General features: G+C 31.8%; 23 protein-coding genes. 11 read left to right on the forward strand and 12 right to left on the reverse strand.

Annotation, left to right across the window (positions count from 1 at the left end):
* Window positions 1-3: 3 nt before the first annotated feature.
* Genes ABGB03_RS06390 through ABGB03_RS06420 form a run of 7 tightly spaced genes read right to left on the reverse strand, consistent with a single transcriptional unit; the run spans window position 4 to window position 8,152 of the window.
* Window positions 4-1,023 (reverse strand): peptidoglycan bridge formation glycyltransferase FemA/FemB family protein, encoded by a 1,020-nt coding sequence (locus tag ABGB03_RS06390; RefSeq protein ID WP_347925817.1) that lies wholly within the window; start codon window positions 1,021-1,023, stop codon window positions 4-6.
* A 22-nt stretch (window positions 1,024-1,045) separates the two neighbouring features.
* Window positions 1,046-2,104 (reverse strand): hypothetical protein, encoded by a 1,059-nt coding sequence (locus ABGB03_RS06395; RefSeq protein WP_347925818.1) that lies wholly within the window; start codon window positions 2,102-2,104, stop codon window positions 1,046-1,048.
* The gene (locus ABGB03_RS06400; protein ID WP_347925819.1) at window positions 2,097-2,708 is read right to left on the reverse strand and encodes a sugar transferase; all 612 of its coding nucleotides are present in this window, start codon (window positions 2,706-2,708) and stop codon (window positions 2,097-2,099) included. Before ABGB03_RS06400 ends, ABGB03_RS06395 begins: the two co-directional genes overlap by 8 nt.
* Before the next feature lie 3 nt (window positions 2,709-2,711).
* The gene (locus ABGB03_RS06405) at window positions 2,712-3,863 is read right to left on the reverse strand and encodes a glycosyltransferase family 4 protein (RefSeq protein WP_347925821.1); all 1,152 of its coding nucleotides are present in this window, start codon (window positions 3,861-3,863) and stop codon (window positions 2,712-2,714) included.
* A gap of 7 nt (window positions 3,864-3,870) precedes the next feature.
* A complete protein-coding gene (gene asnB / locus ABGB03_RS06410; protein WP_347925823.1) occupies window positions 3,871-5,772 on the reverse strand; it encodes an asparagine synthase (glutamine-hydrolyzing) in 1,902 nt (633 codons plus the stop codon).
* A gap of 39 nt (window positions 5,773-5,811) precedes the next feature.
* Window positions 5,812-6,912, reverse strand: a complete 1,101-nt coding sequence (locus ABGB03_RS06415) for a hypothetical protein (RefSeq protein WP_347925824.1) — start codon at window positions 6,910-6,912, stop codon at window positions 5,812-5,814.
* Entirely contained in the window at window positions 6,902-8,152 is a 1,251-nt protein-coding gene (locus ABGB03_RS06420; RefSeq protein WP_347925825.1) for an oligosaccharide flippase family protein, read from the reverse strand. The genes ABGB03_RS06415 and ABGB03_RS06420 overlap by 11 nt, the downstream gene beginning before the upstream one ends.
* A gap of 285 nt (window positions 8,153-8,437) precedes the next feature.
* On the opposite strand from ABGB03_RS06420, the gene ABGB03_RS06425 reads away from it, so the two are divergent.
* Entirely contained in the window at window positions 8,438-11,230 is a 2,793-nt protein-coding gene (locus ABGB03_RS06425) for a T9SS type A sorting domain-containing protein (protein WP_347925826.1), read from the forward strand.
* A 57-nt stretch (window positions 11,231-11,287) separates the two neighbouring features.
* On the opposite strand, the gene ABGB03_RS06430 is transcribed toward ABGB03_RS06425, so the two are convergent.
* The 5 genes from ABGB03_RS06430 to ABGB03_RS06450 form a co-directional block, all read right to left on the reverse strand.
* A complete protein-coding gene (locus tag ABGB03_RS06430; protein ID WP_347925827.1) occupies window positions 11,288-11,659 on the reverse strand; it encodes a hypothetical protein in 372 nt (123 codons plus the stop codon).
* 8 nt (window positions 11,660-11,667) lie between these two features.
* A complete protein-coding gene (locus ABGB03_RS06435) occupies window positions 11,668-12,867 on the reverse strand; it encodes an alanine dehydrogenase (RefSeq protein WP_347925829.1) in 1,200 nt (399 codons plus the stop codon).
* A gap of 67 nt (window positions 12,868-12,934) precedes the next feature.
* Entirely contained in the window at window positions 12,935-13,486 is a 552-nt protein-coding gene (locus tag ABGB03_RS06440) for a hypothetical protein (protein WP_347925830.1), read from the reverse strand.
* Between the two features lie 275 nt (window positions 13,487-13,761).
* On the reverse strand, window positions 13,762-14,175 hold the full coding sequence (tsaE, locus tag ABGB03_RS06445) for a tRNA (adenosine(37)-N6)-threonylcarbamoyltransferase complex ATPase subunit type 1 TsaE (RefSeq protein WP_347925832.1): 414 nt from the start codon (window positions 14,173-14,175) through the stop codon (window positions 13,762-13,764).
* A gap of 90 nt (window positions 14,176-14,265) precedes the next feature.
* Entirely contained in the window at window positions 14,266-15,816 is a 1,551-nt protein-coding gene (locus ABGB03_RS06450) for a bifunctional response regulator/alkaline phosphatase family protein (protein ID WP_347925834.1), read from the reverse strand.
* A gap of 36 nt (window positions 15,817-15,852) precedes the next feature.
* On the opposite strand from ABGB03_RS06450, the gene ABGB03_RS06455 reads away from it, so the two are divergent.
* From ABGB03_RS06455 to ABGB03_RS06500, 10 genes are all read left to right on the forward strand, one after another.
* A complete protein-coding gene (locus ABGB03_RS06455) occupies window positions 15,853-17,082 on the forward strand; it encodes an HD domain-containing protein (protein WP_347925836.1) in 1,230 nt (409 codons plus the stop codon).
* Window positions 17,083-17,221: 139 nt separating this feature from the next.
* Window positions 17,222-18,250, forward strand: coding sequence for a UDP-3-O-(3-hydroxymyristoyl)glucosamine N-acyltransferase (gene lpxD / locus ABGB03_RS06460; protein WP_347925838.1), 1,029 nt, complete (start codon window positions 17,222-17,224; stop codon window positions 18,248-18,250).
* Window positions 18,237-19,643 carry a bifunctional UDP-3-O-[3-hydroxymyristoyl] N-acetylglucosamine deacetylase/3-hydroxyacyl-ACP dehydratase gene (locus tag ABGB03_RS06465; RefSeq protein WP_347925840.1) on the forward strand — a complete coding sequence of 469 codons (1,407 nt, stop codon included), beginning with the start codon at window positions 18,237-18,239 and terminating at the stop codon, window positions 19,641-19,643. Before lpxD ends, ABGB03_RS06465 begins: the two co-directional genes overlap by 14 nt.
* Window positions 19,644-19,645: 2 nt before the next feature.
* Window positions 19,646-20,431 (forward strand): acyl-ACP--UDP-N-acetylglucosamine O-acyltransferase, encoded by a 786-nt coding sequence (gene lpxA / locus ABGB03_RS06470; RefSeq protein WP_347925841.1) that lies wholly within the window; start codon window positions 19,646-19,648, stop codon window positions 20,429-20,431.
* A 95-nt stretch (window positions 20,432-20,526) separates the two neighbouring features.
* Window positions 20,527-21,093 (forward strand): elongation factor P, encoded by a 567-nt coding sequence (gene efp, locus ABGB03_RS06475; protein WP_347925843.1) that lies wholly within the window; start codon window positions 20,527-20,529, stop codon window positions 21,091-21,093.
* A 12-nt stretch (window positions 21,094-21,105) separates the two neighbouring features.
* The gene (locus ABGB03_RS06480) at window positions 21,106-22,041 is read left to right on the forward strand and encodes a UDP-3-O-(3-hydroxymyristoyl)glucosamine N-acyltransferase (protein WP_347925845.1); all 936 of its coding nucleotides are present in this window, start codon (window positions 21,106-21,108) and stop codon (window positions 22,039-22,041) included.
* Between the two features lie 111 nt (window positions 22,042-22,152).
* The gene (sucD, locus tag ABGB03_RS06485) at window positions 22,153-23,025 is read left to right on the forward strand and encodes a succinate--CoA ligase subunit alpha (RefSeq protein ID WP_347925847.1); all 873 of its coding nucleotides are present in this window, start codon (window positions 22,153-22,155) and stop codon (window positions 23,023-23,025) included.
* Window positions 23,026-23,142: 117 nt separating this feature from the next.
* Complete coding sequence (gene fabG / locus ABGB03_RS06490) at window positions 23,143-23,889, forward strand: 3-oxoacyl-[acyl-carrier-protein] reductase (RefSeq protein ID WP_347925849.1); 747 nt, start codon at window positions 23,143-23,145, stop codon at window positions 23,887-23,889.
* Window positions 23,890-23,903: 14 nt separating this feature from the next.
* Window positions 23,904-24,449 (forward strand): hypothetical protein, encoded by a 546-nt coding sequence (locus ABGB03_RS06495; protein ID WP_347925850.1) that lies wholly within the window; start codon window positions 23,904-23,906, stop codon window positions 24,447-24,449.
* A complete protein-coding gene (locus ABGB03_RS06500) occupies window positions 24,450-26,480 on the forward strand; it encodes a VWA domain-containing protein (protein WP_347925852.1) in 2,031 nt (676 codons plus the stop codon).
* Window positions 26,481-26,486: the final 6 nt, after the last annotated feature.

Below are 26,486 nucleotides of genomic sequence, written 5' to 3' on the forward strand. Positions count from 1 at the left end.
GTCCTAATTTGCTCTATATAAAGGAAAGTAATTACTATTAGTCGTTGAACTGTTATTCGAGCTCAACTCATCATATACTTCTTGATTAATTACACACTTCCATATTTCAAAAGTTCTAAAGTCTTTTGAAAACGACGATTTAAACTCAAAAAGAGAATCTTCTTTACTGCCTAAGCCTCCACCTAGGTTAAAATATTTAAAGTTTTGTTCCGTTGCTTCAATCCTCATTTCATCCAAAAATAATTTTGAAGGTTTTAGTCTCAAATAATCTGTTCTAGTTCCTGATAGATGAAATTGAACCATGCCATTTGTTTTTACAAACATAGAGCCAGCAATAACTTTTTGAGATTCCAAATCCTCTACTAGCAAAACATCTGTTTTAAAATCGGTCTGCTCTATAAAGTTTAAGAAATATTCAGGCTTAAAAAAGTAGCTATTATCTGCATTAAGGCGATTCATGTTTTCATGATAAATATCTACAAACTCCAAAATATCCTCTTTCGTATTTGCTTTACGAACAGTACAAGTACGGCGTAGTTTGTTTACTTGATTTTTAAGTGATTTTTGATAAACACGACGAGATTCTTCTATGGGTAAAGACACATCTATATTTACAACTTTACCAAGAGATGTTATATTCCCAAAATTTTTTAAGATTGGTTTTTGAGATTCGATATAAGGATGTAATCTTGAAAAAACAGAGACTATATTTTTCGAATTAAAATATGCTTGAATTTCATTTATAAAATTGGTATTATCAAAATCTGAAGTCACATTTTTACTAACTGTGCCACCATAACCGTAAATAGAAGTAAAGTCAAAAAATGGAGTATTCTCTATTGGGCGTAATAGAAGCGGCAATGCAATTAGTACATCATGACTAGTGTAAGTAACTAAAACTGGTGTTTCGGTATTTTCATTTTTTGAAATATGATGATAGTCGAACGTATGATAGAAATCATAAGTATCTACTTGACTTAAAACTGCATTCCAATCTTTCTTTGAAGTAATTTCTTTTACCATTGCCGTAATTAACAGGAAACAATTATACGTTGTTTTTTACCCAAACGTTAATTTTTTCGACCAAGTAACTCATACTATCTATATCATATCTAAAATCGACATGGATGTTTAAAAGGTATTTCCATTTTAGTAATACTTTATTATTTGGCCACAAGTGAGCAGGATAAATATTATTAGATATCATCCAAATTCGAAAAGAGTCAAATACTTGATAATTGTGAAATAGTAATAATAAACCAAAAGGTGTGGTACCCTGTTTTTGAATAATTTTAAAATGCTTTGAAGGTTCTATATGCTGAAGGATGCATTTTAAATTTTCACTTTTAATTGGGTTTGGATCTAAAGTAAAAAAGGTTTTTATTAAATCTATGGTTTCTGTTTGAGGCTTAGTATAATTTTCAGAGAGACTTAAAAGGCTTTCACCTTGCATAAATGATAAAAGATATTCAGGTTTTACTAAACTTCGATTCTTAATAAATTGACTCTTTAATAACATTGACTGTCTAATTATGTTATTTGCATTATCAATTTTGTCGTCTATTATATCTTGGTAGTAGTCAATTTTTTTCTTTGTATTTGGACTCCAAACCACAGTTCCTAATGGAATTGGATACACTTTCCGCAATGAAGCGAAGCTATAATCTGCTTTACTATTTAAACTTTGTTTACTTAACCAACCATGTGTATGATCTTCAATAATAAAAGCTCTATCACTTTCTGGGTAATTAAAAGTTGATAAACCCCAAAAATTATTTAAAATTACAATATCATTTTTTTTAGAAAATGACGTAATGTCGATTGCTTTAGTAAACTCAAAAGGATTGACCTTGTAATACTTAATGTTACTATAATGATGATTTATAAGGTCTGAAATTGTGTAGCAGTAATAGTAAGGTAACCAAATAGTCTCAATGGTATTTGTAGCCTTTATCTTTTCTATGATAGCTAAAAGAGCATTTCTACCAGAATAATAAAATGAATAATTATTTACATCTAGAGGTATTTTGTTTTGCTCTAGTAATTTATACTCTGGATCCTTACTTTTTAATAAGTGAAAATTTGATCCAATTTCTTTATTCAACCTGTGCATTCTTAAAAGGAGCTATAGTTTTATTGATTGCGCCATCTATATCTTTTTTTTGAAGGACCTTAAATATTGTAAGAAATAATATTTTAAGATCGAGCAAAAATGATTGATTATCAACGTACCAGACATCATGTTTAAATTTTTGTCCCCAACTTATTGAGGTTCTACCATTTACTTGTGCCCAACCAGTAATTCCAGGCATTACATCATGTCGTCTTGCTTGTTCCTTATCATATAATGGCAAATATTCTGGATGCAAAGGCCTTGGACCAACAAGGCTCATATCACCTTTAATTACATTAATTAGTTGTGGGATTTCATCAAGAGATGTTTTTCTAATAAAACTTCCAAACTTAGTAACTCGTAAATGGTATGGCAATAAATCACCATTTTTATCACGCTTATCGTTCATGCTTTTAAGCTTAATGATACTAAAAACTCTTCCCTTCTTTCCCGCACGTCTTTGATAAAAAAATGGTTTACCATTATTAGTAAATAATAGAATCACTATTAGAACCAAGAAAATAGGAGAGGAGATGATAAACCCTATAATTGCTGATGAAATATCTAATATTGGTTTTAAAACTTTCGTGTACATAAATTAGTTATTTTCTAGGTTTCTATATTCTTGTAAAAGTGCTTCCCAAATTACTTGACGCTGGTAATTATCACAAATCATTTTTCTTGAAGCATTGGCTAGTTCTTTACATTTATTTGGGTTTTCAACAAGGCTTAGCATTGCTAAATATAGTTCCTTTTCATCTTTTGGTAGAATGATTAAACCATTTACACCCTCTTTAATTATTTCATTACAACCATTTATATCGGTTACTATACTTGGTAATCCCATGGCTCCAGCTTGCATCACAACATTTGGAAATCCTTCTCGATAACTAGGAAATGCTAAAACATTAGATATGGCAAAATACGGACGAACATCTGTTTGCCAACCAACATTGATAATGTTATTGTTGCTTTCGATTTCATTTAAAGTGCTGTCTTGTAATGGGTCTAATTCACTCTCAAAAGTTCCTACTAATAGTAATTTGATATTTTGATGGACTGCAGGTAGTTTTTTGAAAGCACTAATCAATTCATTAATACCTTTATCTGTAACTAAACGACCAACAAAAACAAAAACAATGTCATCTTCAATAATATTTAGTTCTTCTCTTAATGTCGTCTTTGTTTCTTCTGAAATATTTTCAATAGAAAAATGATTGACATCTATACCATTAGAACTCCCATTGGCTATTACTTTTAGCTTACTTGGTTTCGTATAACCATTTTGGATGATAATGTCTTTTAATCCTAATGAATTTGGATAAATTTTTGTTGCGCAAGCATAGGTAATTTTTTCAACAAAGTCGAGCAATCTTCTTTTTGCTCCAGTTGCTTCTAATAATGGTAATCCAGCAATGGTATGCAATCTATTTGGTACACCTGCGAGTTTTGCCGCCATCATGCCCAAGGTTCCAGCTTTTGGCGTATGCGAGTGTACAATAAAAGGTTTCTCTTTTTTTATAATCTTGTATAATTTCCATAAGGAAACTAAATCCTTTATTGGAGAAATGGTGCGAGTCATTTCTACTTCAATCACTCTTATACCTTCATCATTAACTACGTCTTTAATCTCCTCTCCAGGACTAGTAACACCAATGACATCGTAATATTGACTCATGAATTTTGGCTGTCCTTTAAGCAAATTCCTTAAAGAAATAGGTACAGTAGTTATGCGTAATATTTTTTTCATTTGTAAATTAAATTACGCTGTAAGTATTTAAATACCACTTTTGAAAACAGTAATATGTCCAAACTCGCATGGTATTATCTTCTTTACCAGAAAGATGATTTTTTACTAAAGGAATAATAGTGTTAGACTGAAAAATATTTTGTGAGGTCACAAATTTAGGTTCAATATAACTCTCTAATTCTTTTCTAAGAGAAGCACGCAACCAATCACCAACAGGAACTCCAAATCCTTGTTTTGATTTTTCAAGAAAATCAGTTGAAAACTCATCTTTGAAAGCTTCTTTTAGTATATGTTTTTTGCTCCATCCTTTCATTAAATAATCTTCAGGCAAGCTGTTGGTATATTCCCAAATAGACTTATTTAAAAAAGGAGCTCGACACTCTAAAGAGTTGAGCATACTTGTTCTATCTACTTTAACGAGCATATCACCTTCAAGACTTGTATGTCTGTCTATTTCACGAAAATCTGTTATGGTTTTTGGAGCTGTAATTCCAGTATCTTTTTTGTAAGATTCAAAAATAGATGCTTCATGCATATGAGGAAGAAAAAGACTTTCCTTTTCTTTATCTGTAAAAGCTAATGAAATAATATTCCAATAAAACTCACCACTATAGTCAATGGCTTTTAATAAACGATTTATTTTAAATCGTTTACCACGCTTGTCATCACTAGTTTTTAGCAGTTTTGAAGCGATACCTTGAATACCATTGTGAGCAAATTTTGGAACTATAGAAGTGTACCTTCTATTTAACTTACCCATGTAGTGTTTATTATAACCTGCGAAAACTTCGTCGCCACCATCACCAGTTAGAGCTACTTTTACAAATTCTCTAGTTTTATTGGATACTAAATATGTTGGTAATGCAGAAGAGTCTGCAAATGGCTCATCAAAATTTAAAAGAATGTCATCAACATTATGCTCTAAATCTTTTTCATTGATGATGAACTCATGATGATTACTATTAATAAGTTTAGCAACTACTTGAGATTTATCTGTCTCGTCAAATTCAGCTTTTTCGAAACCAATAGAAAAGGTGTCTATTTTTTTATCACTCATTTGCGATAAACATAATGACACAACAGATGAATCCACACCACCAGATAAGAACGTCCCAATTGGAACATCGGAAACAGATCTACTTTCAACACTTTCCCTTACAAGTGCATTAACATTTTTCTTAGCTTCATCAAATGAAATGTGCTTGTTATCAAGCTTATTTACTTGACTAATTTCTTCTATTTTCAAGGTTTTTAATTCCAAATCATATTCAATGTAATGATTAGCCTTTAGCTTGAATACATCTTCATAAATAGTGTAAGGTGCAGGAATATAAGTAAGCCTAAAATATAAATTTAAGCCAGCAGTAGATATTTCTGGCTTAGTAGAAAGTTGTTTTACTAGAGACTTTAATTCGGAAGCGTAAATAAAACTACCGTTTGATTTTGTATAGTATAGTGGCTTTTCTCCAAAAAAATCACGTGCTATATAAACCTTATTTTTTATTTTATCGTGAATACTAAAGGCAAACATCCCATCTAGTTTGCTAAAGCCACTTGGTCCTTCTTGCTCATAAAGTTTCAAAATCACCTCAGTATCACTAGTTGTATTAAACGTGATGCCTTGTGTTTCTAGTTGAGACTTTATTTTTTGGTAATTATAAATTTCACCATTAAAGACAATAGAAATACTATTGTTGGCTGTATGCATTGGTTGCTTCCCAGTTGTTAAATCGATAATTGATAAACGTCGCATAGCCATACCAACAGAAGCAATATCGCCAACATCCGTATACAAACCATCTTCATCAGGCCCTCTATGAAAGATTAAATCATTCATAGTGCCTAATTGTTCTTTTAAACCTTGTTTATCAATTTGAGAAGAATGGATAACGCCATTTATTCCGCACATAAGTAATATATAATTTTAATAAATTTAACTAATTCGCTACTAATCAGTACTTAAAAAATTATTTACTCGGATTTTTTCTTCATGTAAATAAAGAACAAATAAAAGAGTTATCCAAAATAGAGGGATACGTAGTGTCATGTGGACAGCTGCAAATAAAGCAACTGGTAAAATTACCGCTATTGTTTCTCTAGATAATTTTATGGCAAGTAATTTAAATGCACCTAAATACAAGAACAAGCCAATGATGCCATATGAAAATAAGATGCTTGCAAATATTGAATGTAACTCTATAGTCTCATTAAAGCGCTCAAAAGCTCCTTCTCCTGCACCGAAAAGTAAGTATTGTGGATTCTCTCCAATTCTTTGAAAACCTCTAGTGCCAATGCCTTGATTTCCAGAAATTGTATTATTTGAAAACCTGTCCATGTTATACTCTAATGCAGCAAAGTTTTTTAAATCTAGATCAAAATTAAAATCAATTATAATGAATGCAATGACTGATGCAACACCGAAAATAATTAAATTCTTTCTAGATTTTATAATAAAAAATAACCAAAAAATTATGGCACCTCCAAGTGCAGCTCTTGATGCCGATATTAATATAAACAAGGTACAGAGTACTAATAGTATGATTGTATAAGTCGTTTTTTTATGAAGTAAACGAGTTAAAACATAGATAATAGCTAGTAAGCATAATCCCCAAAGTGCTAATTGATTTGGATTGTTAAAAAACAGTTGAGTTCTAACACCTTGAGATTTAATAAACGGAAATAAAAGCGCTTGAACTATAAGCGCAATTGAAAGGGCTTTAAATGTTATTTCTAAAAAAGAAGTGTCTTTAATTCTATTAAAAATAAACAGCATTAGAAAAAAACTGTACAAGTAAAAGACACTATTTTTTAATATTTTTATATCACCTATAATTAGCATCCAAATAGAGTTGACAATAAATGTATATACTACAAATAGAAATAGATACTTAGTATATTTATTGGTATTTATACTTGTAAGAATTGATTTTAAGTTTACAATAATTAAGATAGCCCCAAACAAATCTGCCAATTGCGGATTACCTTCTGGAAGTAAATAAAAAGGATATGCAATTAAATATATGGCCCAGATGTAATGGCTAAACTTCATGAGATTTATTTTTATTTTCTTTAATTACTTTAGTACAAAATGTAAACGAAAGTAATGCTTTTACAGTTAAAGCTGTAATAATTGTAATGGCACCTCCAACATAATTATATGTTGGTATTAATAGTAAACCAGCTACTAGTCCACAAACCGAACCAAATACTATTATTTTTGAGTAGAGCTTATCTTTTTTGTAAATCATTAAACCATTAACTCCAAAAGCAGAAATAATTGAAGCTAAAAATGGTGCTGGACTTAAGTACCTAACTGCTCTTTCTATTTCTAAAGTGGTATCACTCTCACCAAGCCATAATTCTATTAAAAAGTCTGATAGGAAATACATGGAGAAGGACAGAATAACACCCATAATAACAAATATGTATCGCGTAATGTGCATTGCATTTTTGTTTCTATTCAAAAACGGATATAAAACATTAGTCATAATAGTATTAACAACGCCAAAGGCACCAGATACTTTTGTGCCAATTTCCATAACACCAGCAAACCTTTTTGGCCAATGATTTCCTACTAAAAAAATAGAGGTATTATAATAAATGGTAGGTGAGGCCATCGTTAAAAAAGAACTCCAAGCTTCTTTTATTTTTATTTTAACATCTGTAGGTTTTGAGAACTTAAAGACGATATTAAACTTTTTATAAATAAATACTTGAGCAATAAGTCCAGCGATTAAAAACCCCATTGAGTGATAAAGAGATATGTATATGTATTGTGATTCTGTTTTAATAAGTGTAAAGCAAAACAATGCAAACATCGATTTCGAAATAATATTCACAATTGTAATGAACCGCATTTTCTCCATACCAAGAAAAAACCACATTGGAAATAATAACTCACCAAATAGAAGAATAATGAAAAAGCAATAAATAACATAATGTTCACGTAAATCATGCACAGCTAATAACAATACAGCAAGAATAGCAATAGAACCAAGAAATAAATAAAATTGAGCAGTTAATGTATCATTGTAAACTTTGCCTAGTTCTTTTTTATCATCTCTTATTAATGCAATATCTCTAACAGCAGATAAATCAAATCCAAATTGAATGATATTTTGAAAGTAAAAAATTAGTGAAAATGCAAAGGCATATACACCATAATTCTCTTCAGATACCACATTAAATAAATAAGGTATAATAATTAGAGGTATCACCGAATCTATTGCCTTAAAAAGGAAATAAGAGATGAAATTTTCTATTAATGAAAAATGCTTTTTTAAGTCCAAACTCAATTTTTAGGGAGGATAAAATAACGCATTTTTGCTTTAAAAACGATTAGCAAATTATTTTTTCTTAATTAAAAAATCCAAATCTTATTTTTCATCGTACATAACTCTAAACAGTGTTGAGAGTAAAAATACCGACAAAAGACACAATAATATCTATCAACTAATATTATTAGTAAGTATAAACCTACTTTAAAGATGTAATTTATCGATTAAATTAGCGAAAGCTATTTAACCTTTAATTATTTGTCTATGTTTACCACAACAGCCCCAAATTGTTAAAAGATGAAATTTATTAGCTCTGTAAAAACAGTAATTGTTTTAGTGCTTACCGTTTACTATTTTCAAAATAGCTTAAGCGCGCAAAATTATGATTTAGATACAAGTTTAAATAATTATGGAGTTCCACCAGCGTTAAATAAACCAAATTATTTGCAATCAGTTACTGATCCATTATTTGATACCAAAATAACGAGAATTACTGGCGATGTAGGAACTAGTATTCCAAATGTTGGTGGTACATGGCAGAACATAGCAAGACACGGTTACTCTGCAAGACAACCTTGGAATGCAGATGAGTCACTTTTATATCTTGATAGACATTTAGGAGGTCCTAGTTTATTTTTAGATGGAGAAACTTATGAAGTAATTAAAGAAGCAAATTTGCCTAGTGGTAATGAACATAGATGGCATTCTACAAACCCTGATTTATTTTTAATACTTAGAGATGATGGTATTTATTCTTGGAGTTATTCAACTGAAGCACTAACAAAATTAATAAGTATAGATGGTTATTCTAATACGTCATTAGGATATACAGGAAATTACTCTATGGATGGAAATGTACTTGCTATGTTTGCAACAAGAAATTCTGACGGAAAGGCAGTTGCATTTGGAGTTAATATATCTAGCCAAATTAAATTCCCAGACGTGGATTTAACAGGATGGAATGATATTGATTATACAACAACATCACCGTTAGGGACTTATATAGTAGTTAATGGGACTTATAGTGGTAATAATGATGTTACCAAAATATATGTGATGGCTACAAGTAATCAAACTGGACCATTATGGAGTAATTATGGTAGACCAAGTCATTATGATGTAACCTTATTTGAAGGAGTAGAGTACGTTATAGGTAATTCTAAATCTAATCCAGATGATGGTAGAATTATTAGACGTAGAATGTTAGATGGGGAAGTTACAGTATTAACTCAAGGCGGATATGGTAGTCATGGTTCGGCAAGGTCAATTCAAAGACAGGGTTGGGTTTTTACACAAATGTCTAATTCATCAAGTTGGGGTCCTTATTATGATGAAATTGTAGGTGTTAGTTCAAGTGGAGATAGAGTAGAAAGGATAGTAAGCATAAGAGGTAGTTGGGGTGATTATGAAAATCAGCCTCATGCAGTTCCATCACCATCAGGAAGTAGAGTATTATATGCTAGTGATTGGAATAATAATGCACCACCTGTTCAAACTTTTATTGCTGATTTTAGACATAAATTATTAGATGGAGGAGGTTCTAATAGTGTAAATGCAGGGACAGATAAAGATATTTGTGATGGTGATACTACAACTTTAACAGCAACAGGAGCTCAAAGTTACTTATGGAATACTGGAGAAACTACAGCAAGTATTACAGTAACACTTTATGATACGACAACCTTTACAGTAACCGGAACAGATGCAAATGGAGATACTAGTACTGACAGTGTTACTGTAAATGTAAATTCTATTCCTGTAGCAAATGCTGGTGTAGATGTGGAAATATGTGATGGCGAAGAAACGACACTCTCTGCTTCTGGTGGAGGCTCTTATTTATGGAGTAATGGAGCGACTACACAAAATATTACTATAAGTCCAAGTAGCACTACAAATTATTCCGTCATTGTAACCCAGAATAACTGTTCCAGTACCGACGAGGTCACTGTGACAGTAAAGCCCAGGCAATCGATAAACGCTGGTAATGACGTGGACATCTATCTTGGCGAAAGCACTACTCTAACTGTTGTTGGAGTGGGTGACATACTATGGAGTACAGGAGAAACTACATCGAGTATTACAGTAACTCCAATCATAACAACAACCTATAGCGTTGAGGCTACCGAAGCTAATGGCTGTACAGCTTACGATGAAGTTAAAGTTACTGTAGTTGGTACTGTAGAGCCGAACGCTGGTACAGATAAAACTATTTGTGATGGGGAAAGAGCTACTTTAACAGCCTCTGGAGGTGAAACGTATTTATGGAGTACAGGAGAGACTACAGCAACAATAACTGTAAATCCCAATATTACGACAACATATACAGTAGAAGTTTCTAATGCTATTTCAACTGGAACAGATGAAGTGGTCGTTTATGTAAATGAAATACCAGATGTTGATGCAGGAAATGATAAAACAATAAATCTTGGTGAATATGTGACATTGTCAGCCACTGGAGCAGATACTTACTTATGGAGTAATGGTGCTACGCAGCCCAATATTGCTGTTAGCCCACAACAAACAACGGATTATTACGTGACAGGATATACAAATAATTGTTCTGATGTTGCCCAAGTAAGGGTAACGGTAGAAAATGCAGTGAATGCTAATGCAGGTAAAGACCAAATAATTTGCAATGGAGATGAAGCAACATTAACTGCTTCAGGAGGTGATGAATATTTATGGAGTACAGGAGAAACTACTAGAATAATACAAGTATCTCCAACTACAGATACAGTTTATACTGTAATTGTTTCAACACAATTTGCATCAGCTAGTGATGATGTACAAGTATCTGTGATTGAATGTGATGGAGATGAAGAAGAATCGGATCCTAACTACAAATTTGATATATTTCCAAACCCTACAAGCAACGGAACATTAAAAATCTATTTAGGAGGTTTAAGTAGTAATTCGAACATATATATACATGATGCTATTGGAAAACTAATTCATTTCGAAACTATCAATGACAATAATGGATTGATTTTTCAGAAGCAAATAGATATTTCTCGATTCAATACAGGATTATATTTTGTGACGCTTGAAGAACTAGAACAAAGCACCACAAAAAAGATCATCTTTAATTAAATTGAGATTTTTTAGTTCGTAAAACACTCAACATATTAGTAGTATTGTTGAGTGTTTTTATTTTATACGTATATTTTTTAAGGTAGCTAAACTGTCACAATTCTCTATAGTAAGAAGAATCTCAATATCATCTATATCTTCCTCAACAACATATACTTTACATGAATCTAATGAAGTGTTACTTAAAGAAAAATTAACATTCCCTTTTTTTAAAACTGTATAGATTATTGATGTGTCTAGAGCTTTACTATCCATGTATGTTAAAGCCTCATCAGAATATTTTAAAGGCTTTATACCAATATTCTTCAAAACTCTTGCATTAGGACTATAACTACAGGATGTTTTTTTTCCACTTAAAAAAAACGCTAATAAAATAAGACCGATTGAGAAACCACCTAAGTAGTAACCAACTCGCTGAATAAGTTTCATAGATTTACTTAAAAAATTAGAAGATTGGCATCACTATAATCTAGATCAAACCAATCTGCAACAGATTTATTTGTCAAAATTCCGTGGTAAAAGTACAAACCATTTTTTAATCCACGATCAAAACGAAGAGCATTTTCTATACCACCATCATCTGCTATTTTTAAAAGATAAGGTGTAAAAATATTACTAATTGATACTGAGGCAGTTCGTGAATACCTTGCAGGAATATTTGGCACACAATAATGAATAACACCGTGTTTAATAAATGTAGGTTTATCATGTCTTGTAATTTCGCTGGTTTCAAAACAACCTCCCATATCTATACTAACATCAATAATTACTGCGCCAGTTTTCATGCTTTCTACCATAGTTTCGCTTACCAAAATCGGGGCTCTGTTTTTTCCTCGTACAGCGCCAATAGCAACATCGCAACGCTTTAATGCTTTTAATAAGTTTTTTGGTTGCATGGTAGATGTGTATAATGCTCTGCCTATGTTACTTTGAAGCGTTCGTAATTTTGAAATAGAATTATCAAAAACTTTGACGTTAGCTCCTAATCCAATGGCAGATCTTACAGCAAACTCACCAACAGTTCCTGCACCAATAATAACAACTTCGGTAGGAGGAACTCCACTTATATTTCCAAACAATAAACCATTTCCGTTATTGACATTTGAGAGCAGTTCTGAAGCTATAAGCACAGAAGCTGTACCTGCTATTTCACTTAACTGACTTACGGCAGGATATGCACCATCTTCGTCTCTAATAAACTCAAAACCAATAGCTGTAATTCTTTTTTTTGCTAAAGCTTCAAAATATGTTTTGTTTTGTGTTTTAAGTTGTAATGCAGAAATAAGTATGGTTTGCGGATTTATAAGTTTAATCTCATCAAGAGTTGGTGGTTCAACTTTTAACAAAATAGGACAAGAAAATACTTTGGAGGTGTCTTTTGTTATTTCTGCTCCAGCCTCACTGTAGGTTTTGTCTTGAAAATTTGCACCCTCTCCAGCGCCAGACTCTAATAACACACGATGTCCATTATTTACTAATGCCGAAACAGCATCTGGTGTTAAGCACACTCTTTTTTCTTGAAAAGATGTTTCTTTTGGTATCCCAATAAATAGTTTGCCTTTTCCTTTTAAGACTTCTAATGTTTCTTCCTGAGGAAGTAATTGCTCTTTAGTAAAAGGAGAGAGAGATTTGCTCATAGTTTGGTTATTGGAAAACCAAATTACAAATAAATTTTATAACTATAATTTATAGTTTATTATTATGTTAGAAATAATCCGAAAGTTTCCCCCAAAAGCCTTTACCACCAACCTTAAATTCCTCTTCCAGTTCTTCAAGGGACTTATCAGCATCATTTATTTTATTAAACATTCTAGCTCTAATCAGGTAAATAGAAGGAATTACTATTGCCATTACTGGTAATAAATATAAAACATTGTTTTCTTCTGAAAACTTTATATCATCATTAAAAGCTTCAATAATTTGATATACATACATGATCATAGGAACCAAAAGAGCATGGTACCACCAATGTCTATTTGTAAAAAACCAAACAATTAAAAGAGATAGAGGTATTATTTTTCCCATTATTGTCCATGCCATAACATTTGCGCTTTCATACCACCCGCTTTCATAAGTAAACAAAAAAGTGTCCCAGATTTTTACATCAGGAACACTTTCATATAAATTGAAAATAAAAGGTGTTGAAGCAATAAATGTTGCAACTAAACTACCTAATAAAAGACTTTTCTTGTCTTTAGTTGACGCCCCTAGGCGTTTTGATCTTTGATTTGTCGATTTTTGTTGTGAATTGCTCATTTAAATCTAATAAATTAGTTGCTTGCGCAGTAAACAATACACCTCCGAAAATAGCAATAGCTATTAAATACTTTTTAGTTTTCATAATTTCAAGGGATTTAATTAATTAATTAATACTGCAAAGATAAAATACATTAGCTCTTTAAAATGTTAATTAAATGTTAAAATCCTTTGTTTACGGGGCTTACGAGCTACGGAAAAACCGTAATACCGTGATACTTGTTTGGGGCGTATGTGCTATTTTTTAATATTTTTTTTTAATTTATTTATTTAATCTATCCAAAAACACCTAATTCTAGCGTTCGGGAACCGTCTTTATTGATTTTTATGTAAGAAACATCTGCTTCTAACGGCAAAATTCCTTCTATTTTTTCAGGCCATTCTATAAAATTCCAATGTCCTGAATAAAAATAATCTTCAATACCAATGTCAAGCACTTCGGTTTCGCTTTCTATTCTATAGAAATCGAAATGATATACTTTGTCATTAGTAACTTCATATTCATTTACTATTGAAAATGTTGGACTAGAGACTTCATCTAATCCTCCAAGAGCTTTTACAAGAGCTTTTATCAGCGTTGTTTTACCCGATCCCATATCTCCGTAAAACAAAATAGTTTTATGAGTAACGTTATCTAGTAATTCTTGAGCTATATTATCAATAGATTGTATGTCAAATATCTTTTTCAATTGCAATTTTTATGCAATTATAGTGCTAATATAATAAAAAAACAACATAAATTGGTATTTCATCGATGTTTTTTGCTTTTTGTGGATTTTTTAACGTGGATTTAGTACTGCAAATGGAATGATTACTTCTTCTAGTGAGACACCGCCATGTTGATATGTATTTCTATAATAGCTTACATAATGATTGTAGTTATTTGGGTAAGCAAAAAATAAATCTCCTTTTGCAAAAATGTAAGAACTGCTCATTGATAGGCTCGGTAAGTGTATGTCTTTTGGGTTTGTAGCTGCATAGACTTCTTTATCTTCATAGGTAAGGCTGCGTCCAGTTTTATAGCGCAAGTTTAAGCTAGTGTCTCTATCTCCAATGACTTTAGAAGGATTTTTAACATTGATAGTGCCATGGTCTGTAGTGATTATTAATTTAAAACCCAATTGTTGTGCTTGTTGAATAATTTCAATTAGAGGAGAGTTTTTAAACCAACTTACTGTTAACGATCTATAAGCTTTATCGTTAGATGCTAATTCCTTAACAACTTCCATTTCGGTTTTGGAGTGCGATAGCATATCTACGAAATTATAAACAACAACAGTTAAATCGTTATCCTTTTTTGATTTAAAATTATCAACTAGTTTTTTTCCTGACTTTAAATTAGTGATTTTTGAGTATTCACATTTTAAATGACTTAATCCCAAACGTTTTAATTGCGCTTGAAGAAATTCATTTTCAAACATGTTCTTACCACCTTCATCAGTATCGTTCTTCCAGTAGTTTGGATGCATGCGTTCCATGTCACTAGGCATTAGTCCAGAAAATATAGCATTACGTGCATACTGCGTAGCAGTTGGAAGTATGCTATAATATGGAGATTCATACTCTTTCTTATAATATGTTTGGATGATAGGCTCAAAAGCTTTCCATTGGTCGTATCTTAAATTGTCTATTACGATGAATAAAGTAGGTTGCTCCTTGCTTAATTCTGGCACAACTTTTTCTCTAAATAAATTATGCGACATTGTAGGTGCGTCAGAGTTTCCAAACCAGTTTTTATAATTTTTATCGATAAATTTTCCAAACTGTGCGTTGGCTTCACTTTTTTGTGATTCCAATATTTCAAACATTGCAGGGTCATCAATATTTTCTAGCTCCATTTCCCAATAAATAAGCTTTTGGTATAATGCAGACCATTCTTCAAACGTATTTACCATAGATAAATCCATAGCAATTTTTCTAAACTCCTGTTGGTAGCTAGATGTTGTTTTTTCTGAAACTAAACGTGTGTGATCTAAATTCTTCTTTAAGCTAAGAAGTATTTGGTTTGGATTAACTGGTTTAATTAAATAATCGGCAATCTTACTTCCAATAGCTTCTTCCATGATGTATTCTTCTTCACTCTTAGTAATCATGACTACCGGAATATTAGCTCGTTTCTCTTTAATTTCTGCAAGTGTTTCTAAACCTGTAAGTCCAGGCATGTTTTCATCTAGAAAAACGATATCGAAATTCTTGTCTTCAATAATTTCGATAGCTTCTGTACCACTTTGACAAGTAGTGACATTGTAGTTTTTCTTTTCTAAGAATAATATGTGTGGCTTAAGTAAATCTATTTCATCATCAACCCAAAGGATGTTTATGTTGCTCATATAATTATATTTGTATAACTTTTAATTAAAACAAGTTTGAACACAAAGAACAAACTCAAGATATTTAACGACCCAATTTACGGATTTATTACTATTCCCAACTCTTTAATTTTCGATCTTATTGAGCATAAATATTTTCAGCGCTTACGCCGAATTACTCAAATGGGATTATCGTATTTGGTTTATCCAGGGGCACACCACACACGTTTTCATCATGCGTTAGGAAGTATGCATTTAATGCAGAAGGCCATTAGAATACTTAGGTTTAAGGGAGTTACAATTTCTAATGATGAAGAAAACGCTTTATTAATTGCTATTCTTTTGCATGATATTGGTCATGGTCCATTTAGTCATGCTATGGAGCATAGTATTGTTAATGGGATTTCGCATGAGGAAATTTCGGTGCTTTTTATGGAAAAATTGAATAAAGAATTTAACGGAAGTTTAACGCTTGCCATAAAAATATTCAAAGGCGAACACTCAAGAAAGTTCTTATACCAGCTAGTTTCTAGTCAATTAGATATGGATAGAGCCGATTATTTAAAACGAGATAGTTTTTATACTGGAGTAGCGGAAGGTAACGTAAACAGTGAACGGTTAATTACTATGTTAAATGTTGTAGATGATAATTTAGTAGTTGAAGAAAAAGGTATTTATAGCATTGAAAAATTCTTGACAGCAAGACGATTAATGTATTGGCAAGTGTATTTGCATAAAACTGGATTGGTTGCCGAACAATTATTGATTAGGGTTTTAAAACGAGCAAATGAGCTAACTAAGACTGGTGTAAATTTATCTGCAAGTAAAGCATTATTGTATTTTTTGAATAATGATATTAATAAAAACTCTTTTACTATTGAAAGCCTAGAAGTATTCTCTAAATTAGATGACTATGATATTATTTCTGCATTAAAAGAATGGCAAGCACACGAAGATTTTGTACTTAGCAACTTATGTGAAATGATTATTAATAGAGAATTATTGAAAATAAAAATAAAGAATAAAAGGATTAAAGAAGAAAACTTGAATAAGCATATAGACAGTCTTAAAAAAACTTATAATATAAGTTCTGTTGAAGCCGAATATTTTGTGTTTAAAGGTGAAATATCAAATCAGGCGTATCAACGGGATTCTCAGCAAATAAGCATCCTCTATAAATCAGGTAAAGTGGTTGAAGTTGCTAAGGCATCAGATTATTTAAACTTAAAAGCTTTAGCCAAACCAGTAACAAAGTATTATATATGTTATCCAAAGAGTAAACTTTAGGACATTTTTTATACTTTTGCGACAATGAAATGAGCATTTACAAAATGAATGTTCAGAATTTTTAATGCGATAACGAAGTGATTGTACACGTTTTCAATTTTTAAATTTTTTCATTTTAATTAATTGAAAATTATAACGCGTGAAATTTACCGCATCACAAATAGCAGGCATATTAGAAGGTGAAATTGTTGGAAACCCTGATATAGAAGTTTCTAAGCTTGCAAAAATTGAAGAAGGTTCTGCTGGGGCTTTAACCTTTTTGGCAAACCCAAAATACACCCAGTTTATTTATGACACTAAAGCCTCTGTAACGATTGTAAACAAAGACTTTGAGCCTGAAACCAAAATCACTACAACCTTGATTAAGGTAGAAGATGCTTATAAAGCGTTTTCAAAATTGCTAGAATATTACAATCAGGTAAAAATGAATAAGTTTGGGATAGAACAACCTAGTTTTATCTCAGATTCAGCAAAATATGGAGATGCTATTTATGTAGGAGCTTTTTCATATATAGGTGATAACGTTGTAATTGGAGATAATGTTAAAATTTTTCCTGGATGCTATGTTGGAGACAATGTTACAATTGGTGATAATGTTATTTTGTTTGCTGGAGCCAAGGTTTACTCTGAAACAGTTATTGGTAATCACTGTGTAATTAATTCAGGAGCAATTATCGGAGCAGATGGATTTGGTTTTACACCAAACGAAAAAGGAGAGTATAGTAAAGTGCCCCAAACAGGAAATGTAATATTGGAAGATTATGTAGATATTGGAGCCGCTACAACTATAGATAGAGCCACTTTGGGATCTACAGTTATTAGAAAAGGAGTGAAGCTAGATAACCAAATACAAATAGCGCATAATGTAGAAATAGGTGAAAATACTGTAATAGCTGCGCAAACTGGTATTGCTGGATCAACAAAAATTGGTAAAAATTGCCAAATTGGTGGTCAAGTTGGTATCGTTGGACATATTACTATTGGTAATAATGTAAAAGTTCAGGCGCAATCTGGAATTGGAAGAAATGTTAAAGATAACGAAGTCTTGCAAGGTTCTCCTGCACTTACTTATGGCGACTATAACAAATCTTATGTGCACTTTAAGAATTTACCAAAAATTGTAAAAGGAATAAACGATTTAGAAAAAAAAATAAATGACAGTAATTAGTACAGAAATTAAGCAAAAAACTATAGCTAAAGAAGTTTCGCTTACTGGAGTTGGTCTACATACTGGAAAAAATGTGACGTTAACTTTTAAACCAGCCGAAGCTAACGAAGGCTATACATTTAAGCGAATTGATTTAGAAGGTAGTCCAGTAATTAAAGCCGATGCAACTTATGTAACAAATACGCAAAGAGGTACTTGCTTAGAAAAAAATGGAGTAACCATTCAAACTTGTGAGCATGTATTAGCTGCATTGGTTGGTTTGCAAATTGATAATGTAATTATTGAACTTAATGCTTCAGAGCCTCCAATAATGGATGGTTCATCTAAATTTTTTGTTGAAGCTCTTGAAACTGCAGGAGCAGTTGAGCAAGATGCTTATATTGAAGAATATGTTGTAAAAGAAGTCATCTCATATATAGATGAAGAATCTGGTAGTGAAATAACTGTGATTCCAGCACCTACTTATCAAGTAACTACAATGGTGGATTTTGGAACTAAAGTTCTTGGAACTCAAAATGCGACATTGCAGAATATTTCTAACTTCAAAAAAGATATTTCCGATTCTAGAACATTTAGTTTTTTACATGAAATAGAAATGTTATTAGAACATGGACTGATAAAAGGAGGAGACTTGAATAATGCGATTGTATATGTTGATAAAGAATTATCGACAGATACTATGGAGCGTTTAAAAGAAGCCTTTGGGAAAGACAATATTTCAGTGAAACCCAATGGAATACTTGACAATTTAACATTGCATCATCCTAATGAAGCTGCGAGGCATAAACTATTAGATGTTATTGGTGATTTAGCTTTAATTGGTACTAGAATACGAGGTAAGGTAATAGCTAACAAGCCAGGGCACTTTGTAAATACGCAGTTTGCAAAGAAAATGTCAAAAATTATTAAGATTGAAAAAAGGAATAATGTTCCTGATATTGATCTTAATCAAGAACCACTAATGGATGTTAATCAAATAATGAATATGTTGCCACACAGGCAGCCATTTTTATTACTTGATAAAGTATTCGAATTATCAAAATCTCATGTCATAGGCACAAAAAATGTTACTATGAATGAAGGGTTCTTTGCTGGACATTTTCCTGGAGCACCTGTAATGCCTGGAGTATTGATAGTTGAAGCTATGGCGCAAACAGGAGGCATTCTTGTATTAAGTACAGTACCAGACCCTGAGAATTACTTGACATTTTTCATGAAAATGGATAATGTCAAGTTTAAACAAAAAGTTGTCCCTGGAGATACGCTTATTTTTAAATGCTCGTTGATAACACCAATTAGAAGAGGAATTTGCCACATGCAAGGATATGCTTATGCAAACGGAAAACTTTGCGCTGAAGCTGAATTAATGGCTCAAATCACTAAAGTTAAATAATTATGAATCAACCACTTGCATACGTGCATCCTGGAGCAAAAATAGCAAAAAATGTTGTTATTGAACCCTTTACTACTATTCATAATAATGTTGTGATTGGAGAAGGGACTTGGATTGGGTCTAATGTAACTATTATGGAAGGTGCTCGAATTGGGAAAAACTGCAGTATTTTTCCAGGAGCAGTAATTTCTGCAGTCCCTCAAGATTTAAAATATGACGACGAAGATACTACTGTAGAGATTGGAGATAATGTAACCATTAGAGAGTGTGTTACAATAAATAGAGGTACTACAGATAAAATGAAAACAGTTATTGGTAATAATTGCCTTATAATGGCATATTGCCACATCGCTCATGATTGTATTGTTGGTAATAATTGTATTTTTTCAAATAACAGTACTTTAGCAGGCCATATCACTGTTGGTGATTATGTAGTTTTAGCAGGAATGACAGCTGTTCATCAGTTTTGCTCCATAGGTAATCACGCTTTTGTAACTGGGGGATCTTTGGTTAGAAAAGATGTTCCACCATTTGTTAAGGCAGCTAGAGAGCCTTTATCTTATGTAGGAATTAATTCAGTTGGATTACGTCGTCGTGGTTTTTCTGCTGATAAGATTAGAGAAATTCAAAATATATACCGCATATTATATCAACAAAGTTATAATAACACCCAAGCTTCAGAAATTATTGAAGCAGAAATGGAAGCAACTCCTGAACGTGATGAAATTCTACAATTTATAAAGAACTCACATCGTGGAATTATGAAAGGATATTTTAAATCAAATTAATTTTAAAAAAATAATAGAAAAATATAGTTTCAATTGTTGAGATAAACGTAAAAGTTTAGTAAAACGATTAAACGATTAAACAATTCAACAATATTATGGCAAGTACTTCAGATATTAGAAACGGATTATGTATTAAATACAATCACGATATATATAAAATTATAGAATTTTTACACGTTAAACCTGGGAAAGGACCTGCGTTTGTTAGAACAAAACTTAAAAGTGTTACTACTGGAAAGGTTTTAGACAATACGTTTTCTGCTGGTCATAAAATAGATGATGTAAGAGTCGAGACACATAAATTTCAATTTTTGTATCATGATGGTGAATTTTATCACTTTATGAACGAGGCAGATTACACCCAAATTAGATTGTTGGAAGCTGCTTTAGATCGTCCAGAGCTTATGAAAGAAGGTGAAGTAGTAACTATTCTCATTAACACTGAAGACAACATGCCACTATCTGTAGAAATGCCTGCAAGTGTGATATTAGAAGTAACCGCGACTGAACCTGGTATTAAAGGAAATACAGCAACAAACGCTACTAAACCTGCTACAGTTGAAACAGGAGCAACTGTTAATGTACCTTTATTTATTAATGAAGGAGATAAAATTAAGATAGAAACAGATAAAGGGACTTATAAAGAACGTATTAAGGAGTAAGTTCTTATCCAGATGAAATTCCCAAAGAAATATAACCTTAAAGAAATTGCTGCAATTATTGGCACTAAATATGTTGGTGCAGATGATTTTCCAGTTTTAGGTATGAACGAAATTCATGTCGTCACACCTGGAGACATTGTATTTGTAGATCATCCCAAATATTATGATAAGGCGCTACAGTCGGCAGCAACTATTGTATTAATCAATAAAGATGTACCATGTCCAGAAGGAAAAGCTCTTTTAATATCTGATGATCCTTTTAGAGACTTTAACAAATTAACGCAACATTTCAAACCGTTTCAATCATCCAATAGTTCTATTGCAAAAAGTGCAAGTGTAGGTGAGAATACAATTATTCAACCAAATTGCTTTATTGGTAACAATGTAGTTATTGGTAAAAATTGTATTATACATTCTAATGTTAGTATTTACGATGATATAATTATTGGAAACAATGTAACTATTCATTCAGGAACAGTTTTAGGAGCCAATGCCTTTTATTACAAAAACAGACCCGATGGTTATGATAGGTTATTGTCTGGAGGAAGTATTATTATTGAAGATTTTGTTGATATTGGAGCAGCTTGTACTATAGATCGAGGCGTAACTGCCGATACAAGGATAGGGAAGGGTTCTAAACTTGATAATCAAATACAAATTGGACATGACACAGTTATTGGTAAAAAATGCTTAATAGCTTCTCAAACAGGCATTGCTGGTTGTGTTATTGTAGAAGATAATGTGACTATTTGGGGTCAAGTTGGAGTGAAAAGTGGAATTGTTATAGCAAAAGGAACTGTTTTATATGCGCAATCTGGATTAGGACATTCTACAGATGAGAATAAGAAATATTTTGGTTCTCCAGCATCTGAAGCTAGGGAGAAATTTAAAGAAATGGCTTATATTAGAAAGATCCCTGAGATTCTCGAAAAACTTAAAAATAAGTAAGTTTTATTTGATTTTAATTTTGTTAAAATTAAAGCCCAAAAGGCTTTAAAATATAGATTCAAAAAATTACTTTTGCCACGTCTTATATTAAATTAATAAACAAAAGCACAAATGAGCGTATTAGTAAATAAAGATTCAAAAATTATTGTTCAAGGATTTACAGGAAGTGAAGGAACTTTTCACGCTTCGCAAATGATTGAATATGGAACAAATGTTGTTGGAGGTGTTACACCTGGAAAAGGTGGTCAAACCCATTTGGACAAGCCTGTATTTAATACTGTAGAGGAAGCTGTAAAAGAAGTTCAAGCCGATACAACAATTATTTTTGTTCCTCCAGCTTTTGCAGCCGATGCCATTATGGAAGCTGCAGATGCAGGTATTAAAGTTATTATTACGATTACTGAAGGAATTCCAGTTGCTGACATGATAAAAGCATCTGATTATATAAAGAATAGAGATTGTCGCTTAGTTGGCCCTAATTGTCCAGGAGTTATTACTCCAGAAGAAGCAAAAGTAGGAATTATGCCTGGGTTTGTTTTCAAAAAAGGAAATGTAGGTATAGTTTCTAAATCTGGAACTTTGACTTATGAAGCTGCAGACCAAGTTGTAAAACAAGGTTTAGGTATTACAACAGCTATAGGTATTGGTGGAGACCCTATTATTGGAACAACTACTAAAGAAGCTGTTGAGATGTTAATTAACGACCCAGAAACTGAATGTGTGGTTATGATAGGGGAAATAGGAGGACAATTAGAAGGTGACGCTGCGCAATGGTATAAAGAAAGCGGTAGTAAAAAGCCTGTTGTTGGTTTTATTGCTGGAGAAACTGCACCTGTAGGACGTACAATGGGTCATGCTGGAGCAATAGTAGGAGGAAGTGATGATACAGCGCAAGCTAAAAAACGCATTATGAGAGACTGTGGAATACATGTGGTTGATTCTCCTGCTGAAATAGGTAAAAAAGTAGCCGAAGTAATGGCTTAAACGTTATATAAGAGCTTTATTGTTCTGTTAAAAACCTCACAAGATTTTGTGAGGTTTTTTTATTTCATGCAACTTGTAATTACTATATTTGAATAACTATAAACCATTAATTATACCATGAAATTATTAGAAGGTAAAACAGCAATTATTACTGGAGCAAGTAGAGGAATAGGGAGAGGAATTGCACAAGTATTTGCAGAACAAGGTGCTAATGTAGCATTTACATATAGTTCATCAGTTGAAGCTGCACACGAATTAGAAAAGGAATTAAATGCATTAGGAGTAAAGGCTAAAGGATATAAAAGTAATGCAGCTAGTTTTAATGAATCTCAAGAATTGGCTGATGAAGTTCTTAAAGAATTTGGAAGCATTGATATTTTGGTTAATAACGCAGGAATTACCAAAGACAATTTACTAATGAGAATGGGTGAGGAAGATTTTGATAAAGTAATAGAAGTCAACCTAAAATCTGTATTCAATATGACGAAAGCGGTACAGCGTACCATGCTAAAACAGCGTAAAGGATCAATCATAAATATGAGTTCTGTAGTTGGTGTAAAAGGTAATGCAGGTCAAACTAATTATGCTGCTTCCAAAGCTGGAATTATTGGATTCTCTAAGTCAGTCGCATTAGAATTAGGCTCTAGAAACATTAGAAGTAATGTGATAGCTCCTGGATTTATAGAAACCGAAATGACAGCTAAATTAGACGAAGAAACCGTCAACGGTTGGCGTGCAGCAATTCCTTTAAAGCGTGGAGGAACTCCTGAAGATATTGCTAATGCTTGTGTGTTTTTAGCGAGTGATTTATCAGCTTATGTCACAGGGCAAACACTAAATGTTGATGGAGGAATGCTTACTTAATTTATTGTAGAACCATGAAAGATCTTTTATACACTATTGCTCTATTTTTTGCAGTATCTATAACCATTAGTGCCCAAAGTGATTGGTTAGATTTTAAATCAGTTGAATTTGCTTTTATTGCTAAGTTTCCCGATGAACCAAAAAAAACAGTTCAGGAAGTTCCAACAGCAATTGGAAATATAGATATGCATATGTTTATGTATCAACCAACAGATAATGATGATAATATTATCTATAGTGTTATTAAATCGGATTATCCTAAAGAACAATTTACAGATGCTGATGACGAATATAACAATGATGTACTAGATGGTGCTGTAAATGGAGCAGTAACGAATGTTAATGGTCAACTCATATTTGACAACAAGATTAATTTAAATAACTACCCTGGTAGAAATGTTAAAATTGAAATTGATACTGCATTTATTTATATAAACACCTATTTAGTAGAAAACATTATGTATATAACTCAAGTGATCTGCTTGAAAAATAATGATGAAAATAAAGATATAAAACGTTTTATGGAATCTTTTGATATTATAAAAGTAAAGAATGATTAATTGTCTGGAAGCACAATAATATATATAATCTTAGCTGGTATTGCAGCGCTTTTATTAGCGCTGTTTCAGTATATATATAAATCTAAAAAGCGAAAATTAAATCCTGTATTTTCATTTTTAAGGTTTATTACAATTTTTAGCATATTACTGCTAATAATTAACCCAAAGTTTGAGAAAGTTATATTATTTAATGAAAAGCCTAATTTAGTTATTGTTGTTGATGATTCCGAATCTGTTAAACATTTAGAACAAGATAAAAATGTAAATGATTTGCTAACTTTAATTAAGAGTAACAAAGAGTTAAATGACAAGTTTAATCTTGATGTCTATAGTTTTGGTTCAGAATTTCAAAAATTAGATTCATTAAGCTTTAATCAATCACAAACAAATTATACCTCTGTATTTAGTAATTTACAGCAAATCTATAAGCAGTCTAATTCGCCAACAGTATTAATTACAGATGGGAATCAAACGCTAGGTAGGGATTTTGAGTTTTCTTCAAAGCAGTATAAACAACCTATATTTCCTATAATCTTAGGTGATACTATAACATATTCCGATTTAAAGATTCAACAACTCAACGTTAATAAATACGCATATTTAAAAAATAAATTTCCAGTTGAAGTTATCGCTGTTTACAATGGGAATACTCCAGTAAGCTCTACATTTACTATCAAAAAAGGCAACACAACAGTATATTCAACTAATTTACAGTTTTCAAAAGCAAATAATTCACAAACATTAGACATTACTTTACCCTCTAACATGGTTGGTATTAATAGCTATGTAGCATCTTTATCTCCGTTGTCTACCGAAAAGAACATTGTAAATAATTATAAACCTTTTGCACTGGAAGTTATCGACCAAAAAACAAATGTAGCTATTGTCACTACTATATCTCATCCTGATATTGGAGGTTTAAAAAAAGCCATTGAAAGTAACGAGCAACGTAGTGTTTCTATAGTCTCTCCATCAGATTATGCAAATAATAAGGATGATTACCAAATGGTCATTCTATATCAACCTAATAGTAAGTTTCAATCAGTTTTTGAATCGTTGGATGCTGATGGAAAGAATAGATTTATCATTACTGGAATAAATACCGATTGGGTCTTTTTAAATAGTATTCAGAATGTTTTCCAACAAAAAATAACAGCTCAAGAGGAAAGTTTTCAAGCCATTTATAATGATAATTTTAATACTTTTTTACCTGGAGATTTGGTTTTTGATAATTTACCGCCATTAGAATCTGAATTTGGAAATGTTGAATTTAATATTCCTGTTGAAACATTATTATTCAAGAGTATAAATAGCAATATGATTGAAGAACCTCTAATGGCAACTTACGAAAATGTTGGTCAAAGAGGGGTGCTACTTTTTGGTGAAGGTATTTGGAGATGGCGTTCACAGAGTTATTTAGATAATAATTCTTTTAATCAGTTTGATGATTTTATTGGAAAAATAGTACAATATGTAGCTTCTAATAAACAACGAAATAGACTTAATGTTAACTACGAATCGTTTTATAACGGTAGTGATAACATTAAAATCACAGCACAATTTTTTAATAAAAATTACGAGTTTGATGCTGCTGCATCCTTAGAAATGGTAATTAAAAATATAGAAACCGATATTGCAACGGTCATTCCATTTACCTTGCAGCAAAACAATTATGAGGTAAACCTAGACAATTTTCCTCCAGGCGATTACGATTTTACAGTAAGAGCTAATAGAGGTGAAGTAGCTTTTTCTGGACGTACTAGAATATTGGATTACAATGTTGAAAAGCAATTTCTAAACGCTAATGTTTCTAAGCTTGAGCGCATTGCAAATAACAGTAATGGAACTAGCTATTTTATTGTAGACACTTCTTTGTTGATAGATAATTTAACAAACGATTCAAGATTTGTAACCATCCAAAAAAGCAATAAAAATGTTGTACCTTTGATAGACTTTAAATACCTCTTAGGACTTATTGTTTTAAGTCTAGGTATAGAGTGGTTTTTAAGGAAATATAACGGACTTATTTAATAATAT

The sequence above is a fragment of the Pontimicrobium sp. SW4 genome (assembly GCF_039954625.1).
In the GTDB taxonomy this organism is placed as follows: domain Bacteria; phylum Bacteroidota; class Bacteroidia; order Flavobacteriales; family Flavobacteriaceae; genus Pontimicrobium.

Excerpts from the sequence above, each read along its gene's own strand:
- lpxA (WP_347925841.1), top strand. The coding sequence starts at position 19,646 with ATGAATCAACCACTTGCATACGTGCATCCTGGAGCAAAAATAGCAAAA.
- fabG (WP_347925849.1), top strand. The coding sequence starts at position 23,143 with ATGAAATTATTAGAAGGTAAAACAGCAATTATTACTGGAGCAAGTAGA.
- ABGB03_RS06495 (WP_347925850.1), top strand. The coding sequence starts at position 23,904 with ATGAAAGATCTTTTATACACTATTGCTCTATTTTTTGCAGTATCTATA.
- sucD (WP_347925847.1), top strand. The coding sequence starts at position 22,153 with ATGAGCGTATTAGTAAATAAAGATTCAAAAATTATTGTTCAAGGATTT.
- ABGB03_RS06390 (WP_347925817.1), bottom strand. The coding sequence starts at position 1,023 with ATGGTAAAAGAAATTACTTCAAAGAAAGATTGGAATGCAGTTTTAAGT.
- ABGB03_RS06465 (WP_347925840.1), top strand. The coding sequence starts at position 18,237 with ATGACAGTAATTAGTACAGAAATTAAGCAAAAAACTATAGCTAAAGAA.
- ABGB03_RS06415 (WP_347925824.1), bottom strand. The coding sequence starts at position 6,912 with ATGAAGTTTAGCCATTACATCTGGGCCATATATTTAATTGCATATCCT.
- ABGB03_RS06440 (WP_347925830.1), bottom strand. The coding sequence starts at position 13,486 with ATGAGCAATTCACAACAAAAATCGACAAATCAAAGATCAAAACGCCTA.
- efp (WP_347925843.1), top strand. The coding sequence starts at position 20,527 with ATGGCAAGTACTTCAGATATTAGAAACGGATTATGTATTAAATACAAT.
- ABGB03_RS06430 (WP_347925827.1), bottom strand. The coding sequence starts at position 11,659 with ATGAAACTTATTCAGCGAGTTGGTTACTACTTAGGTGGTTTCTCAATC.
- ABGB03_RS06405 (WP_347925821.1), bottom strand. The coding sequence starts at position 3,863 with ATGAAAAAAATATTACGCATAACTACTGTACCTATTTCTTTAAGGAAT.
- ABGB03_RS06480 (WP_347925845.1), top strand. The coding sequence starts at position 21,106 with ATGAAATTCCCAAAGAAATATAACCTTAAAGAAATTGCTGCAATTATT.
- ABGB03_RS06435 (WP_347925829.1), bottom strand. The coding sequence starts at position 12,867 with ATGAGCAAATCTCTCTCTCCTTTTACTAAAGAGCAATTACTTCCTCAG.
- asnB (WP_347925823.1), bottom strand. The coding sequence starts at position 5,772 with ATGTGCGGAATAAATGGCGTTATCCATTCTTCTCAAATTGATAAACAA.
- ABGB03_RS06425 (WP_347925826.1), top strand. The coding sequence starts at position 8,438 with ATGAAATTTATTAGCTCTGTAAAAACAGTAATTGTTTTAGTGCTTACC.
- ABGB03_RS06450 (WP_347925834.1), bottom strand. The coding sequence starts at position 15,816 with ATGAGCAACATAAACATCCTTTGGGTTGATGATGAAATAGATTTACTT.
- ABGB03_RS06400 (WP_347925819.1), bottom strand. The coding sequence starts at position 2,708 with ATGTACACGAAAGTTTTAAAACCAATATTAGATATTTCATCAGCAATT.